Source organism: Mesorhizobium sp. WSM4898 (assembly GCF_029625845.1).
GTDB lineage: Bacteria > Pseudomonadota > Alphaproteobacteria > Rhizobiales > Rhizobiaceae > Mesorhizobium.
Genome location: NZ_JARTVQ010000009.1, coordinates 65,457 through 81,490, shown reverse-complemented (window position 1 = coordinate 81,490; position 16,034 = coordinate 65,457). Strand labels below are relative to the sequence as shown.

14 protein-coding genes and 1 pseudogene are annotated in these 16,034 nt (G+C 61.6%); 7 read left to right on the top strand and 8 right to left on the bottom strand.

What is annotated here, in order from left to right; all coding sequences use genetic code 11:
* Window positions 1–54 precede the first annotated feature (54 nt).
* The 6 genes from P9228_RS26190 (at window position 55) to P9228_RS26165 (ending at window position 7,283) form a co-directional block, all read left to right on the top strand.
* The gene (locus tag P9228_RS26190; protein ID WP_278056343.1) at window positions 55–1,305 is read left to right on the top strand and encodes an ABC transporter substrate-binding protein; all 1,251 of its coding nucleotides are present in this window, start codon (window positions 55–57) and stop codon (window positions 1,303–1,305) included.
* 87 nt (window positions 1,306–1,392) lie between these two features.
* On the top strand, window positions 1,393–2,277 hold the full coding sequence (locus P9228_RS26185; RefSeq protein WP_278056341.1) for a sugar ABC transporter permease: 885 nt from the start codon (window positions 1,393–1,395) through the stop codon (window positions 2,275–2,277).
* A complete protein-coding gene (locus P9228_RS26180; protein ID WP_067330598.1) occupies window positions 2,267–3,145 on the top strand; it encodes a carbohydrate ABC transporter permease in 879 nt (292 codons plus the stop codon). Before P9228_RS26185 ends, P9228_RS26180 begins: the two co-directional genes overlap by 11 nt.
* A 4-nt stretch (window positions 3,146–3,149) precedes the next feature.
* Window positions 3,150–4,250 carry a sn-glycerol-3-phosphate ABC transporter ATP-binding protein UgpC gene (gene ugpC / locus P9228_RS26175; protein ID WP_095826377.1) on the top strand — a complete coding sequence of 367 codons (1,101 nt, stop codon included), beginning with the start codon at window positions 3,150–3,152 and terminating at the stop codon, window positions 4,248–4,250.
* Between the two features lie 9 nt (window positions 4,251–4,259).
* Entirely contained in the window at window positions 4,260–5,756 is a 1,497-nt protein-coding gene (locus tag P9228_RS26170; protein WP_278056339.1) for a GMC family oxidoreductase, read from the top strand.
* Between the two features lie 84 nt (window positions 5,757–5,840).
* The gene (locus tag P9228_RS26165; protein ID WP_278056338.1) at window positions 5,841–7,283 is read left to right on the top strand and encodes an aspartate ammonia-lyase; all 1,443 of its coding nucleotides are present in this window, start codon (window positions 5,841–5,843) and stop codon (window positions 7,281–7,283) included.
* A 108-nt stretch (window positions 7,284–7,391) separates the two neighbouring features.
* Here P9228_RS26165 and P9228_RS26160 read toward each other — a convergent pair.
* From P9228_RS26160 to P9228_RS26125, 8 genes and pseudogenes are all read right to left on the bottom strand, one after another.
* Window positions 7,392–7,592 (bottom strand): annotated as a pseudogene (locus P9228_RS26160) (dehydrogenase); the annotation flags it as partial.
* Between the two features lie 24 nt (window positions 7,593–7,616).
* Window positions 7,617–8,576, bottom strand: coding sequence for a transketolase family protein (locus P9228_RS26155; RefSeq protein ID WP_278056460.1), 960 nt, complete (start codon window positions 8,574–8,576; stop codon window positions 7,617–7,619).
* Between the two features lie 62 nt (window positions 8,577–8,638).
* Window positions 8,639–9,478: a transketolase gene (locus P9228_RS26150; protein WP_278056458.1), complete on the bottom strand. Its 840-nt coding sequence runs from the start codon at window positions 9,476–9,478 to the stop codon at window positions 8,639–8,641.
* 19 nt (window positions 9,479–9,497) lie between these two features.
* On the bottom strand, window positions 9,498–10,250 hold the full coding sequence (locus P9228_RS26145) for an SDR family NAD(P)-dependent oxidoreductase (RefSeq protein ID WP_278056336.1): 753 nt from the start codon (window positions 10,248–10,250) through the stop codon (window positions 9,498–9,500).
* Between the two features lie 40 nt (window positions 10,251–10,290).
* Window positions 10,291–11,184, bottom strand: coding sequence for an amidohydrolase (locus tag P9228_RS26140; RefSeq protein ID WP_278056333.1), 894 nt, complete (start codon window positions 11,182–11,184; stop codon window positions 10,291–10,293).
* A 63-nt stretch (window positions 11,185–11,247) separates the two neighbouring features.
* Window positions 11,248–12,210 carry a substrate-binding domain-containing protein gene (locus tag P9228_RS26135; protein WP_095802995.1) on the bottom strand — a complete coding sequence of 321 codons (963 nt, stop codon included), beginning with the start codon at window positions 12,208–12,210 and terminating at the stop codon, window positions 11,248–11,250.
* A gap of 22 nt (window positions 12,211–12,232) precedes the next feature.
* On the bottom strand, window positions 12,233–13,237 hold the full coding sequence (locus P9228_RS26130) for an ABC transporter permease (protein ID WP_278056332.1): 1,005 nt from the start codon (window positions 13,235–13,237) through the stop codon (window positions 12,233–12,235).
* Window positions 13,234–14,760 (bottom strand): sugar ABC transporter ATP-binding protein, encoded by a 1,527-nt coding sequence (locus P9228_RS26125; protein ID WP_278056331.1) that lies wholly within the window; start codon window positions 14,758–14,760, stop codon window positions 13,234–13,236. Before P9228_RS26125 ends, P9228_RS26130 begins: the two co-directional genes overlap by 4 nt.
* A 106-nt stretch (window positions 14,761–14,866) precedes the next feature.
* On the opposite strand from P9228_RS26125, the gene P9228_RS26120 reads away from it, so the two are divergent.
* Window positions 14,867–15,862: a LysR substrate-binding domain-containing protein gene (locus P9228_RS26120; protein ID WP_095802885.1), complete on the top strand. Its 996-nt coding sequence runs from the start codon at window positions 14,867–14,869 to the stop codon at window positions 15,860–15,862.
* The last annotated feature ends 172 nt before the right edge of the window (window positions 15,863–16,034 follow it).

The following is a 16,034-nucleotide window of genomic DNA, read 5'->3' as shown; positions in this document are numbered from 1 at the left end:
ACAGGATCGAGCCGGATCATCAAGCCATCAACGCATGCAACAAGGGGAACTACAATGAAGCTCACCACCATCCTAGCTGCCTCGATCGCCTTCATGCCGGTCGCGGCAATGGCAGAAAGCAAGGGCAAGGTCGAAGGCATTCATCACTGGGTGTCCGAAAGCGAGGTCAAAGCGCTCAAGGTCATCACCGATAAGCTGGCCTCCAAGGGTTACACCTGGGAAGATAGCGCGGTCGGCGGTCTCAGCGGCGCCAACGCGCTGCAGGCATTGCGCACGCGTCTTGCCGCCGGGAACCCCCCGGCAACGATGCAGTTCCTTGGCTATGAAGGGCTCGACTGGGGCAAGCAGGGCGTCCTGCGCTCTCTCGACGATCTCTACACCAAGAACGGTTGGGACAAGGCGCTCGCCCCGCAGCTGCTTGCATTCGTCAAAAACGGAGACGACTTCATTTCCGTCCCGATCAACATGCACAGGCAGAACTGGCTTTGGGCGAACAAGGCCGTTTTTGACAAGGCCGGCGTCAAGGAACCGAAGTCTTGGGATGAGCTGATCGCCGACGGAGACAAGCTCCGGGCCGCCGGTGTGGTCCCGCTCGCCATGGGTGACGAGAGCTGGCAGATCCTCGAGGTCTTCGAGGCAATCCTTGTCGACGTGAACGGGCCCGAATTCTACAAGAAGGCAGTCAGCGACCTGGACGAGGGCGCTCTTTCGAGCCCCGAAATGATCGCGACGTTCGACAAGCTTAGGAAGGTCCGCGGACTTGTCGATGACGGCTTCACCGGGCGTGATTGGGCCGTCGCAACGGGCATGGTCGCGGATGGCAAAGCCGCCATGCAGGTCATGGGCGACTGGGCCAAGGGCGAGTTCCTTGCCAAGGGCCTCAAGCCCGGCGTCGATTTCCTCTGCTTCCCAACGCCGACCGACAAGCCCAACTTCAAGTTCGTGATCGACGCATTTGGCATGTTCAAGGTCGATGATGCCGTGACCACAGCAGGCCAGGACGCCTGGGCAGAATCGATCATGGATCCCGAGGTGCAGAAGCAATTCAACCTGATCAAGGGTTCGATCCCGGCTCGCTCCGACGTTCCGGTCGACAGTTTCGATGACTGCGCGAAGCGTAGCTATGCTGACCGCGAGGCGGCGGTGAAGAACGGCACGATGCTCGGCGGCCTCACGGAAGGCTTTGCTGCCCAGCCTCAATTCGCCGGCGTCTTCACCGACGTCGTCGGCAAATTCTTCGTCACCGACATGTCGTCCAAGGATGCTGTTCAGGCCCTGGTCGATGGGATCAACAACGCCCGCTAGTCCAGGCCACCAAAGCCCTGCCGGCAATCGTGCCGGCGGGGACACCGTCCGCAACAATGCTCGGCAATAGCGAGGTTGGTCAGTCCCATGTCGTTCAAAAACAAATTGGACCTATGGCTGCCGCGGCTCGTCCTGTCGCCCAGCCTGCTGGCCGTTCTGATTGCCGTCTATCTCTTCATAGTCTGGACGGCCTGGATCTCGCTATCTTCGTCCCAGATGGTCCCGAAGTTCGACTTCGTCGGGCTCGAGCAATATGTCCGTTTGTGGTCGACCCCGCGCTGGCACACTGCAGTCGCCAATCTCTTCATCTTTACGGCGTTGTTCCTGGCGATCACCATCGCGCTGGGCTTGTTCCTCGCGATTCTGCTCGACCAGAAGGTGAGGGCGGAGGGCTTCCTGCGAGCCGTCTACCTCTATCCCATGGCCTTGTCATTCATTGTCACGGGCACAGCCTGGAAATGGATCCTGAACCCGGACCTCGGCCTGCAGAAGGTCGTCAACGAGCTCGGCTGGACCGGTTTTGTCTTCGACTGGATCACACAACCAAGCTTTGCAATCTACTGCGTGGTGATCGCAGCGGTCTGGCAATCGACGGGGTTCGCGATGGCCATTTTCCTGGCCGGGCTGCGAGCGATCGATACTTCCATCATCAAGGCCGCGCAGATCGAGGGAGCCAGCCTGCTGCGAATCTACGTCAGCGTCATCGTGCCGATGCTGCGCCCGGCATTCCTGAGCGTCATCGTCCTCCTGAGCTATATCTCGATCAAGAGCTTCGACCTGGTGCTCGCCCTCACAAATGCCGGGCCCGGCAGCGCCACCGAAATGCCCTCCACCTTCATGTTCGCCGCAACCTTCAGGCGCAACCAGATGGGCGTAGGTGCCGCCAGCGCCATCATGATGCTGATGACGGTCGCCGCCATCATCGTTCCCTACCTCTATTCGGAATTGAGGGAGGACCGCAATGCGCACTGAAGCACGCTCGGCGCGTCGTTCACACCAGATCGGTCGCCTGTTCATCTATGGCTCGCTGATCGCGCTCGCCGCCTTCTACCTGATGCCGCTTTGGGTGATGATCGTCACCTCGCTCAAGTCGCTGGATGAAATCTATGGCGGCTCCTTCATCGGGGTGCCCCAGGCGATCACCTTCGAAGCCTGGAACAAGGCATGGCAGGAGGCCTGCATTGGCACGGCCTGCACGGGACTGCGGCCATACTTCATCAATTCCATCCTGATGGTCGTGCCCGCCGTCATCCTGTCCACGGGGATAGGCGCGATAAACGGCTATATTCTCACGAAGTGGCGTTTCGCCGGGGCGAACGCGATATTCGGACTGTTGCTGTTCGGCTGCTTCCTGCCGTTCCAGGCCGTTATCTTGCCCATGGCGCAGCTGCTTGGTCGCCTCCACCTTTCCGGCACCATTCCGGGTCTCGTGCTGGTTCACACCGTATACGGCATAAGCTTCACGACCCTGTTCTTCCGGAACTATTTCATCACGATCCCGGACGAACTGACCCGCGCGGCTCAAATCGACGGAGCTGGGTTCTTCCGGATCTTCTTTTCAGTGATGTTGCCGACCGCGCTTCCCATCATCGTGGTCTCTTGCATCTGGCAATTCACGCAGATCTGGAACGACTTTCTTTTCGGCGTGTCGTTCACCGCAGGGCAATCATCGCCGATCACCGTGGCGCTGAACAACATCGTCAACGTGACGATGGGGCGCAAGCAATACAATGTCGACATGGCGGCCGCCATGATTGCCGCCATCCCCACGCTTCTCGTCTACGTCGTCGCTGGACGCTACTTCGTGCGCGGTCTGACCGCCGGCGCCGTGAAAGGCTAGTGCTATGTCAACGCTTGAAATCGATCGGGCCCGCAAGCTCTACGGTGACCTCGAAGTCCTGAAGGAGGTCAGTATCTCCATCGGCACCGGCGACTTCCTGGTGCTGCTCGGCCCTTCGGGTTGTGGCAAGTCCACACTGCTCAACATGATCGCCGGCCTCGAGAACATCTCAGGTGGCGAAATCCGCATCGCCGGCAGGGTTGTCAACGACCTGTCGCCGAAAGACAGGGATATCGCCATGGTGTTCCAGTCCTACGCCCTCTATCCCACGATGACCGTGCGCCAGAACATCGAGTTCGGCATGAAGATCCGCGGCGTGCCGCAAGCCGAGCGGGACAAGGCGGTCAAGACGGCGGCCGACCTGCTCCAGATGACGCATCTTCTGGACAGGAAGCCCTCGCAACTCTCGGGAGGCCAGCGCCAGCGCGTGGCAATGGGGCGCGCGATCGTGCGCCAACCCAAGCTGTTCCTGTTCGACGAACCTTTATCCAACCTGGACGCCAAGTTGCGCGTCGACATGCGAACCGAGATCAAGCGTCTTCATGCACGATTGGGAACCACAATCGTATACGTCACGCATGACCAGATCGAAGCCATGACGCTCGCCACGCGCGTTGCCGTGATGAAGGACGGCGTGGTCCAGCACCTTGACGATCCGCAGTCGGTCTACGACCGGCCGGCGAACGTATACGTGGCCAAGTTCGTGGGCTCGCCCTCCATGAACATCGTTCCGGCGAGACTTGACGTGGAAGACGGTCGGCCAGTCGCGGTGATCGACGTCCCAGGTGGGGCGGCTGCCCGCCTCTCAGGCATCCCTTTGTCTTCACAAGCGGCAGCCAAATACGCTGGGCGCAGTATTCTGCTGGGCGTTCGTCCGGAGTTGTTCAGCGTCGCCGGCGAGCAAGCCGCGCAAGCGGTCACGGTAAACATCGACGTTGTCGAGCCTACGGGCCCCGATACGCTTGCTCTTTTCCAGGCAGGCGGGGTCGAAGTCACAGCTCGTGTGCCGCCAAGGGCCGTGGCAGCCCGCACTTCGGCGACCCTCGCGGTCGATACTGGCAAGATCGTGCTGTTCGATGCCGACAATGAGCAACGCATAGACTGAGGCATCGACGTGGATCAAACAGCTGATATCGTCATTATCGGGTCAGGCATAGGAGGCGCTTCCCTGGCCCATAGCCTGGCCGGCACCGGCAGGCGCATCGTGATTCTGGAACGTGGCGAGCATCTGCGCGACGCGCCCCAGGCGCGCGACGACCGGGCGATATTTCTCGAGGGCTTCTACCGTTCGACCGAAGAGTGGCTCGGCGACGATGGGCAGGCTTTCCTGCCCGGCAACTATTACTATGTTGGAGGCAATTCCAAATTCTTCGGCGCGGTGATGTACCGCTACAGGCTTGAGGATTTCTCGCCCCGCCCGCACATGGACGGCGCCTCGCCTGGATGGCCGATCACCTACGAGGAGCTCGAGCCCTGGTACGAGCGAGCCGAGGCGATTTTCAAGGTGCGGGGTGACCCCACGCAGGATCCCACCGAGCCGCCGCGCACCGGTCCTTATCGTTTTCCGCCGGTACCCGACGAGCCGGCCATAGCGGCCGTGCGCGCTCGCTTGAAAGAGGCGGGGATCCATCCAGCCAGCCTTCCCCTGGCTATCGACATCAATGAGTGGCTTCGCCGCGCAAAGACCGGTTGGGATGCGTTTCCCAACACGGGTTCCGGCAAGATCGACGCCGAAGTTGGACCGCTGACTGCCGCGTTGAACAGCAGCAACGTCAGTCTCGTGACCGGGGCCAATGTCGTGCGGCTGGAAACCGACCCGATGGGTCGCAAGGTGACTGCCGCAGTGTTTCTAAAGGATGGTGTTGAGCGGCGAATCAGCGCTGGTATCTTCGCCGTTGCGGCCGGCGCGGTCCAGAGCGCGGCGCTCTTGCTGCGCTCGGCGAATGCCGCACATCCGCGCGGGCTGGCCAACGGCTCCGACCAACTCGGCCGCAACTTCATGAACCACAATACCACCGCCATGCTGGCGATCGATCCGCGGTTGGCCAATACGTCGGTCTACCAGAAGACCCTGGCATTCAACGACTTCTATAACGCCGATCCGGAAACAGGTTTCCCGCTTGGCAACGTGCAATTGCTTGGACATATCACCGGTAACATCCTCAAGGCCAACGCGCCCTTGCTGCCACGGTGGCTGGCGGGGCTGATAGCCCGCAATTGCTATGGCTGGTTCTTGACCAGCGAGGACCTGCCCAATCCAGAGAGCCGGGTCACGGTTCAGAGTGGCCGCATCGTCATGCATTGGGTTCGCAGCAACATGCGAGCGCACGAGCTGCTGATCCGCAGGACGCGAGGTGTGATGCGAAGGGCGGGCTTCCCCATCGTTCTTACTCGAACCTTCGGCAGAAAGACGACTTCGCACCAGTGTGGCACTGCCAGGCTTGGAAGCGATCCGGAGACGTCGGTTGTGTCGCCTGATTGCCGTTCCCACGAAATTGCAAACCTCTATGTAACCGACGCTTCTGTGCTTCCGACATCCGCGGCCGTCAACCCGGCACTGACTATCGCGGCGCTCGCCATCAAGGCTGGCGCCGTCATCAGCCGGTCGTGAGGACCTCATCTTAGTATCCAGACTTGTGAATCTTGCACCTGCGTGGGTGACGCCCGAGGTCTTGGCTGAGCGGAGTTAGCAACCATGATTGCCGACCGTATCGAAACGGATCTGATCGGACCGCTCGCTGTACCGGGCCACGTACTCTATGGCGTGCACACCCGTCGAGCAGAACAGAACTTCGATGTGTCCGGGCTGCGGCTGAAGGATTTTCCCGAGTTCATCCAGTCGATGGCGATGGTGAAAAAGGCTGCTTGTCTTGCAAACATGGAACTCGGACTGCTCTCGCCCGAAAAGGCCCAGGCTATCTCAGATGCGTGCGGCGATATCATCGAACTGAAGGGGATCGAAGAAAACTTCCCGGTTGACATGATGCAGGGAGGGGCCGGTACGTCGACAAACATGAACGTCAACGAGGTTGTGACCGACCTGGCCCTGATCAAACTCGGCGCCAAAATTGGCGATTACGCAAGGCTGCACCCCAACGACGACGTAAACCTTTCCCAGTCGACAAACGATGTGTATCCGACCGCAATCCGTCTGACGGTTTTGCGGGCCTGCGACGGGCTCGTATCGGCACAAGTCAATTTGCGTGATGCGTTTCGCGCCAAGGCGCTCCAGCACGCGAATGAGCTCAAGGTTGGCCGAACTCAGCTTCAGGACGCGGTGCCCATGACAGTTGGGCAGGAGTTCGGAGCCTTTGCTGAACTCATCGACGAAGATATCGTCCAACTTCAGTCGGTCGCGAGATTGTTGTTGGAAATCAACCTTGGGGGCTCGGCGATCGGCACCTCGATTAACGTGCCCCGCGAGTTCCCAGGCATCGTTTGCGGTCATCTGTCGCGAATATCAGGCATTCAGCTTGTTGCTGCCCGTAATTTCATCGAGGCAACGTCGGACACCGGCGGCTTCGTTTCCTTTTCGGGCATGCTGAAGCGCATCGCAGTCAAGCTGACCAAGATCTGCAACGATTTGCGCCTGCTTAGCAGTGGGCCGCTTGGCGGACTGGGCGAGATTCGATTGCCACCCGTGCAGGCCGGCTCTTCGATCATGCCGGGTAAAATCAATCCCGTCATTCCTGAGATGGTGAACCAACTCAGCTTCCAGGTGATTGGCAACGATCTTACCGTGACACTGGCCGCAAGCGCGGGCCAGCTTCAGTTGAATGCAATGGAGCCGGTGATCGTCTTGAACATCCTGCAATCCATGCGGTTGTTGACGAGAGGAATGCGGATTTTCAAAGAGCGCTGCGTGGACGGGATCGAAGTCGATTTTGATCGTTGCAGAGCGCTGCTTGATCAATCCCTCGTTCTGGCAACGCCCTTAGCAAAACTGATCGGCTACGGCAAAGCAGCCGAATTGTCCAAGCGCGCTTTGGCAGGGAAGAGGACCTTACGCCAAGTCGTTGAAGAAGCGGGGGTTCTGCTTCCCGACCAGGTTGAGCATATTTTTGGTAACAGCGCTGAGTTCGCTGGTCTCCCCCGACGCCTCCCCGGCTTGAAGATTGGAAGACTGTCTCGCAAGTGATGACCGGGACATCCCGGTCGTCGGGCTTGGCGCAGCGGATGCCGTTCGCACAGCGCCAAATGGGTAAGGCGCCGCTCGCAAGAGACTGCTGGCCCTTACGTCAGCTGGTTAGGACCTGTCGTGGACGGCGATGACAGCCTTGATCAGCCCAGCCTTCTCGCGTGACCAGCGCGCAATGTCGTGAGGGCTCTTGGCCAGAGTGGTCCGGTGGGTCACGAGCCTGGTAATCGGTATTTCGCCGTCCCGGATCGATGCGGCGACCTGATCGAAATCGCTCCTGGTGGCGTTACGGCTGCCGATCACCGTCATCAAGAGCAGAGCCGAGATCGTGCCTCACTTACCCGTCCATTCGCGAATACGGCGCACGACCTCAGTTGTCGAGATGCCGTACCGATCGTGAAGTGTCGGCAGAGCACCGGCGTCCAGAAACTCGTCGGGAAGGGCGATCTGCCGAAAGGCGGGTGTCACGCCCTCACGCATAAGCAATGCGGCGACACTTTCACCCAGTCCGCCTATGACGGTGTGGTTTTCCGCCACCACCACCAGCCGGCCAGCTTGGCGCGCGGCCGCAAGAATTCTCTCATTGTCCAGCGGCTTGATCGTCGGCACATGTAGCACTGCGCTACTTATGCGGTCCGCTTCGAGAGCCGTTGCCGCCTCAAGCACACGCATGGTCATCAGGCCGCTCGAAATGAACAGCACGTCCGTGCCTTCACGCAGCAGCCGTGCTTTGCCGATCTCGAACCTGTAATCGTACTGGTCGAGCACGGCCGGCACCTTGCCGCGCAGGAGCCGCATATAGACCGGTCCTCTGTGACCCGCGATTGCCTCGGTAGCCTGCTCGATATCGATCGCGTCGCACGGGTCGATGATGGTCAGGTTCGGCATGCCGCGGAAGATGGCGATGTCTTCCGTTGCTTGGTGGCTCGGGCCGTAGCCGGTCGTCAGTCCCGGGAGGGCGCAAACAATCTTGACGTCCAGCCTTTCCTCCGCAATTGCCATACTGATGAAATCATAGGCCCGCCGTGAGGCGAAGACGGCGTAGGTCGTGGCGAAAGGCGTGAAGCCTTCACGCGCCAGGCCGGCGGCAGCGCTCATCAACACCTGCTCGGCCATCCCCATCTGGTAAAAGCGGTCCGGATGCTCCTGCGCAAAGACATGAAGGTCAGTGTATTTCGCAAGATCGGCAGTGAGCCCGACGATCCCGCTCCGGTGACGTGCCAGCCTAGCGAGCGCGTGGCCGAACGGCGCGCTACGCGTCGCAACGCCGTCCGGGGCGATCGAGGCGATCATCGCCGACGTGGTCTTGCGCTCGCCCACCTTGACCGCGTGCCGCGGCGCGAATTTTGACAGCCTCACTGCGGACGTCCCTTTTCCAGTGCCTCGAGCGCCAGCGTCCATTCATGCGGCTCGACGCGGATGAAATGCGTGATGTCGCGGGCCTCCAGAAACGGCACGCCTTTGGCCATGCGGGTGTCGCAAACGATGATGCGTGGGCGCGGCTCCTTGAGGCCCCGGGCAATGTCGAATGCCGCGCGGACCGCCTCGATGTCGTTGCCGTCGACACGCTGCGCGTGCCAGCCGAACGCCTCGAACTTGTCCGTCACCGGCTCGGAAGACAGCGTTGCCGTCGACGGGCCATCGGCCTGCTGATTGTTGAAGTCGACGATGGCGATGAGGTTCTCGAGCTTATGGTGAGCGGCCGACATCGCCGCTTCCCAGGTCGAGCCCTCGCCGAGCTCGCCGTCCGACAAGAGATTGTAGACGAAACTGTCGCTCTGCTTGCGTTTCAGCCCCAGGCACATGCCAACGGCGATACCGAGCCCATGGCCGAGCGATCCGCCGGTGATCTCCATTCCAGGCGTGTAGGCAGCCATGCCGGACATCGGCATGCGGCTGTCGTCGGTGCCATAGGTTTCGAGTTCGTCCTCCGGCAGCACGCCAGCTTCGATCAACGCCGCATAGAGCGCGATCGCATAATGCCCTATCGACAATAGGAAGCGGTCGCGCCCCTCCCATTGCGTGTCATCCGGCCGGTATCGAAGTGCATGGAAGTAAGCGACCGCGAGCACGTCGGCGATGCCGAGCGCCTGCCCGACATAGCCTTGGCCCTGGACTTCGCCCATGCGCACGGCATGCCGGCGGATGCGATAGGCCCGTTCGACAAGACTGACATTGCTGCCGGAGCGTGGCATCTCCAATTCGGCCGCTCCGTCAGCCATGGATCAGCATCCCGCCATTCACGTCGATCACCGCGCCGGTGATGTAGCTGGCCAGATCCGACGCGAGGAAGAGATAAGCGCCAGCCACGTCGCGCGCCTCGCCGAGGCGGCTGAGCGGAATCCCCTTGATGATGTCGGCGCGCATGTCCTCGGTCAGCTTGCCGCCGGTGATATCGGTCTGGATCAAGCCGGGTGTCACGCAGTTGACGCGGATGCGGTCGGGTCCGAATTCGCGCGCCATCGCCTTTGCCAAGCCGAGCACACCTGCCTTGGCGGCTGAGTAGTGCGGGCCGCCGAAGATGCCGCCGCCGCGTTGCGCCGAGACCGACGACATGCAGATGATCGAGCCGCCGCCATTTTCGCGCATGTGTGGAATGAAGGTCTGGCTGAGATAGAGCACGCCGCGCAGATTAACGTCGAGGATGCGGTCCCAGTCGGCCGGACTGATCTCCAGTGTCTTGACCGGCTGCGTGATGCCCGCATTGTTGCAAAGCACATCGACCTTGCCCAAGGCTTCGGTGACTTGCACAGCCGCCCTCTTGCAGGCGTCGCGGTCGGCGACATTGCAGGCAAGGCCGATATGGTCGCCTCCGAGCGAAGCGGCGGCGTCACGCGCTTGCCCCTCATCGAGGTCAAGAATCGCGACGCGCGCCCCATGCTCGGCCATCAACGTTGCCGTGGAGCGGCCGATCCCGCGTGGGCTCGCGGCGCCTGAAATGACCACAGCCTTGCCCTTCAGCAACATGTCGAACTCTCCTGCTATTTCCAATCTCTTGGCGGATGATCTAGAGCCGGTAGAACCGGGCGGCGTTGTCGTGGAACAGCGCGAGCCGCTCTTCACGCGGATAATGTCGCGTGATCTCCTTGAAGGCGTTCACGATGGCGTCGAAGCTCGAGAACAGCTTGTCGACCGGGAAGTTCGTCGCAAACATCGATCGGTGGATGCCGAAGGCGGCGATCGCCTCCTCGACATAGGGACGGATCGACGCCATCGTCCATGTCCAGTCGCCCATGCCGAGACCCGAGATCTTGCAGGCGACGTTCGGCGCCTGCGCCAGCTGGCGCATGCCCTTCTTCCAGGCGTCGAAATGCTCGGGTCCGTCGACCTGCATGCCGGTGTGATTGAGGATGATCTGCACGTCGGGAAAGGCGCGCGCCAATTCAAGAAATTCGCCCATCTGCGGATAATAGAGCTGCAGGTCAAAACTCAGCCCGCGCTTCGCCAGCTCTCGGAAGCCACGCCTCCATTCGGGTGTCCGGCTGACCTCCGGCCGCGCCAGATAGGTCTTTGCGGGGTCGGCATGATAATTCATCGACTGCCGGATGCCGCGGAAGTTCCGATACTCCATGTGCCGGTCGAGAAGGTCGCCGACATCGGGTTTGGACAGGTCGGCGTAGCCGACGATGCCATGAGGAAAGCCCCGCTTGTTGGCGATGCCTTGTAGCCAGCGCGTCTCCCCGACCGGATCGGCGGGATTGAACCCGACGTCCAGGTGCACCGATTTCACCAGGTTCTGGTTCCTGGCGTCTTCCAGATAATCGTCGATCAGATAGCTCTTGCGGATCGCCTCATAGTCGCCGAAGGCGGCCGGCTTAACGCCATCGGTCAGCCATGGATAATAGTGGGTCTCCAGATCCCAAAGGTGATGATGCGGATCGATGAAAGGCAGTTCGGCCACGGTCGGGGTCCCTCGCTTGCTGCTGGACCCGCCGGCCTCGCCGGCGGGTCCGTTCGAAGGCGGTCAGTTGCTCGGGGGGAAAACGCGGGCGATAACCTTCTTCGCCTCGGGACTGTCGACCTTGTCGGCGGTGACCAATGGCATCACCAGGGCCAGATCCTGGGTCACCTTGCCTCCCGTCAGGGCGTTGTAGACTTGCTGGGTGCCGTCGATTCCTTGGCCGACCGCTTCCTGGAAGAAGATGCCCTGGATCGCCCCCTTCTTCAGCAGCGCAATGGTGGTGGGCGAGCCATCGGCGACGGTGATGCCAACTTTGCCGGTGAGGCCTCGGGTCTCGACCACCTTTGCGGCACCGCTCCCGGCCTCATCATACATGCCGTAGATTGCCTTGACGTCGGGATGTGCAGTCAGCAGGTCGTTTGCCTGGGTGACAGCCTCATTGATGGTGAGGCCCCGGGTTTCAAGCATCTGGACCAGGTCGCAGCCGTCCGCCGCGAACGCCTCCTTGGCGCCCCTGAGATACTTCTGCGCATTTTCCCGGTCCTGCGGCAAGGACAACATGCCTACCTTGTTGCCGCCACGCTCCTTGGCGAGGTCACAGGTGAATTTCCCCTGAGCTTTGCCGGTCTCATAATTGTTCGCCGTGACAGAGGATGTGTAGTTGGTCAGTCCCGGCTGCGGACCGATGCCGGCGAAGGCGATCGGCACCTTTTGCTTTTCCAGATAATCGAGCAGCGGCGGCGTCGATGTCGAGCTGACCGGACCGATCACGATTGCCGCGACCCCCTTTGTCACGGCTGTCCGCGCATTGTCCATCTGCTTGGCGGGTGAGTTCTCAGAGGTGTACTCGACATAGTCCATGCCGAGCTCCTTCGCCTTCTCCTTCACGCCGTAGCCGACCCATTGCCAGTAGGAGATGTCCAGCGAGGGCGCGATATAGGCGACGGTCTTCTTGTCCTCGGCATATGATGGGCTGGACAAGGCGGACGCCGCCAGTGCTGCAATCAGGATGCTCTTCAACTTCATCTTGGTTCCTCCCGTTGATGATCTAGAGTCGGTTCTTGTTGCTGAATCGGTCGATCAGGACCGCAAGCAGGATCGCGGCGCCGGTGACGGAGCCTTGCCAGAAGCTGTTGACGCCGATGAGGTTCACGCCGTTCTGGATGCAGGTGATCATCAGCGCGCCGAGCACCGCGCCGATCGCGCTGCCGGTTCCGCCAAAGAGGCTGGCTCCGCCGATGACGACCGCGGCGATCGCCTGCAGCATCAGGCTGGCGCCGGCCGTTGCCTCGGCATTGAGGATGTAGCTCGCCGTCAGCAGCCCGGCGAACGAGGCGAGCAGGCCGGAAGTGACATAGGCCGCGAATTTGATGCGAAGCACGGGAATGCCGAGCAGCCGGGCTGCAGTCGCCGACGACCCGACGGCATAGAACCAGCGGCCCAGCACGACCCTGCGCAGCACATATTCCAGCACCACCATCAGGACGATGCAGAACAGAAGATGATTGGGGATGCCGGGGACGATCTCGCCGGAATTCAGCAGCCAGAAATCCGGCGCACCGATCGGCATCGAGCGACCATTGGTGACGATGAAGGCCAGACTGCCCGCCACCGCGTAGGTGATGAGGGTGACGACGAAAGGGGCCAGCCTGACGACAGTGACGAGAAACCCGTTGATCGCTCCGAATACCAGCCCCACGGCCAAGCCTGCCAGGCTGGCGGTAAGATCGTCCGCTCCATTGGCCATTGCCAGCGCCGTGACCATTCCGGTCAGCGAGAACACCGAGCCGACCGAAAGATCAATGCCGCCGGTGACCACGACCAGGAAAACGCCCAGCGACATGATGATGAGCGGCGCCGCGGCCTGGATGATGTTTTGGACGTTGGCCATGCTGAGCGCCGCGGGCACGAACATGCCGACCGCCAGCAACAGGACGACAATCGCGCCGGCAATCGCGGCTTCGGTGCGGTAGGACAGAAGAATCCCGGGGGAGCGGCTCCTGGCGGTCCGGGCCTTCTTGGCCGTCGCGGCGCCGTTCGTTGCGTCGGTCATGCTGCCATCCCCGTCAGCTCGGCGAGCCCGTCTTCGGTGAATCGCTCGTCCGATAGAAACCCCTTCGGGCGCCCCTCGGTGTCGAAGGCGAAGATCACATCGCACAGCTCGAGCAGTTCGACGTTCTCGGTCGACCACCAGACAATGATTGCTCCGGCGTCCGCCATCTCGCGGACCAGCGCGTAGATGTCGTGCTTGGTGGCGATGTCGACGCCGCGCGTCGGCTCTTCCAGCACCACCATGCGCAGCGGCAATCCGAGCCAGCGCGCAACGATGAGCTTCTGCTGGTTGCCGCCGGACAGCGACACCGGAAGGTCCCAGATCGAACCCGCCTTCAACTTCAGCGCCGAAACCAGATGGGAGCATTCCTGCCGTTCGGCGGCGCCGACGATCCGCCGCTTGTCGCGTACCCTGCGCGCGGCAAGCACGTTGTCGACGATCGGAAGCTGCGAAAGGATGCCCTTCGCCGCACGGTCGCCCGAGACGAAGCCGATACCCGCGCGCGCCGCCGCGGCCGGGGAGGGGAAGCCGTCTCCGAGACCGTCGCCGGAGAGGCGCCAGCCGGCGCCCTTTCCCGCGCCGACGAGGGTATCGATCAGGCCCGTCGGACCCGCCGGCGCGCCGGCCAGGCCGAGAATGGTGCCTGGCCAGATTTCTAACCTGGCGCCGTCCGGTCCGAGCAGTACAAGCGGCGCGCCCTCTCGGCTGCGTTGCCGCCGCTTGAGCTGTGGTCCGGAACGGTGGGTCGATTGCCCCATCTGCTGGACGATCTCGGCATCGCTCAGCGAGGCAAGCGGCGTCGCATTCGCCACGGTGACGCCGTCCCGCAGGACGGTGCAGACGTCGCATAGCTCGCGGATTTCGCGCATCCTATGCGAGACGAATACGATGCCGATGCCCTCGTCGCGCGCCAAACGCTTCAGCACGGAGAAAAGCTTGGCCGTCTCGCCCGCGGTCAGGTTGGCGGTGGGCTCGTCGAGAAGCAGCACTTCGGCGCCCGTTGAAAGCGCGCGGGCGATCTCCACGATCTGCCTTTCATGCAAGGACAATTTGCCCGCAGGCAGATCCACGATCTCGTCGCCGATCGCCGCATCGATCAGGCGCAGCGCGTTGAGCGCGATGTCGCGCATGCGGCGGTGGCTGCTCTGCGACAGGCCGGACTTCGCATGCACAATGCCGATGTTTTCCGCGACCGACAGTTCGGGCAGCAGCGCCAGTTCCTGATGCACCACCGCTATGATCGGGCCGCTTGGGCCGACCTTCGCCGATGCGAAGCCGATGTCGCCGGCGTCACGAGGGGTGAGGCCTGTGATGATGCGGATCAGCGTGCTTTTGCCGGCACCGTTGCTGCCCAGCAGCGCATGGATTTCGCCGGCCCGGACCTGAAAGCTCACACCTCGTAGCACGCGGGTTGCGCCGTAGCTCTTCGCGACATTGGCAGCGTCGATCAGAGGCGTCCTATTCGATGCCTGTGCGGCCGCGCTCCCATTGTCGGCGACGCCCAGGCCCTGGGCCGTTTCCATCCTGCATCTCCTCCCGAGATCGGGGGAAAGATGCGACCGATTGACATTCGGCTCAATTCTCGTTTCTTAACATTCTGTGTAGCTGAACTTAACTGACGATGACGATATGTCGGACATCAAGTTCAAGTCGATGGCGCATTTCGAAGCCGTTGCGCGCCTCGGTGGCGTGGCAAAAGCGGCGCAGGAATTGCAGGTGACGCCTTCGGCCGTCAGCCAGCAACTGCGATTGCTTGAGCACCAGCTGGGCGTGCGGCTGTTCCAGCGCGAAAAGCGCCACCTTTCCCTGACGATCGACGGAGAGCGGCTCTACCAGACCACCACGCAAGCCTTCGAATCCATACGCGAGGTTCGAAACGCCATCGTGCGGCAGCGCGAGAGCTTTCAGCTCAGCCTCCGGGTCAGCCCCTCCTTTGGCGAGAAATGGCTGGCGCCACGTTTGGCTGAATTCAGCAAGGACTATCCGACTTGGAATCTGCGCGTCGACGCGACACCCAATTTCTCGGATTTCGAAACCGAGGTCATCGATCTCGATCTTCGCTACGGCGACGGGGGCTGGGCCGGCCTCTATTCGGATTGCGTGGTCAACGACCTGATCTTGCCGATGTGCTCGCCTTCGTATCTCACCGAGCTGCAGAGGCTTTCATCCGATCCGCGCGAGCAGTTGCGCCAGGCAAGACTGATCGACAGCGTGAAGGCCTATTTCCGCTGGGATTACTGGCTGCCGCGTAACGGGGTCCAGGGCGCGCGCATGACCTATCCCTATCGTTTCGACCGCTCCTCGATGTCCGTTCAGCTGGCGAAGGATGGAGCGGGCGTGGTTCTGGAAAGCACGTCAATTGCATTCGAGGATCTTGTTTCGGGCGCTTTGGTGCCCGTCTCGACCGAGTTCGACGTCATAGAGTTCCCCGGATACTGGCTGGTCTGTCCGTCGCGGCACATGAACCGGCGCGCGGTGCGGCTGTTTTCGGAATGGGTGTCGCGGGTCGGCAGGCGCGACACCGAGCGGACTCGTCAGTTCCTCCGCGAACAAGGTCTTCGCATATCGTTCGAACGGCGGCCGCATTTCGGTACGCGCGATGACAAGGTGTGGCCGATGGCGTAAGCGGTTGCAGAGGGAGGGCTATTCTTGTGTGCCCCTGGGCAAGTAGCTGACTAACCTCGAGGGTGGCGCGCTGAGCCTTTAGTCTTCTCTGAGGCCGCCGAATCTGCCCCTTCTGCAACTCGTCGAGCTTGATCTTGAGCACGTTCAGCGCAGACATGATCTCGCGACGCGT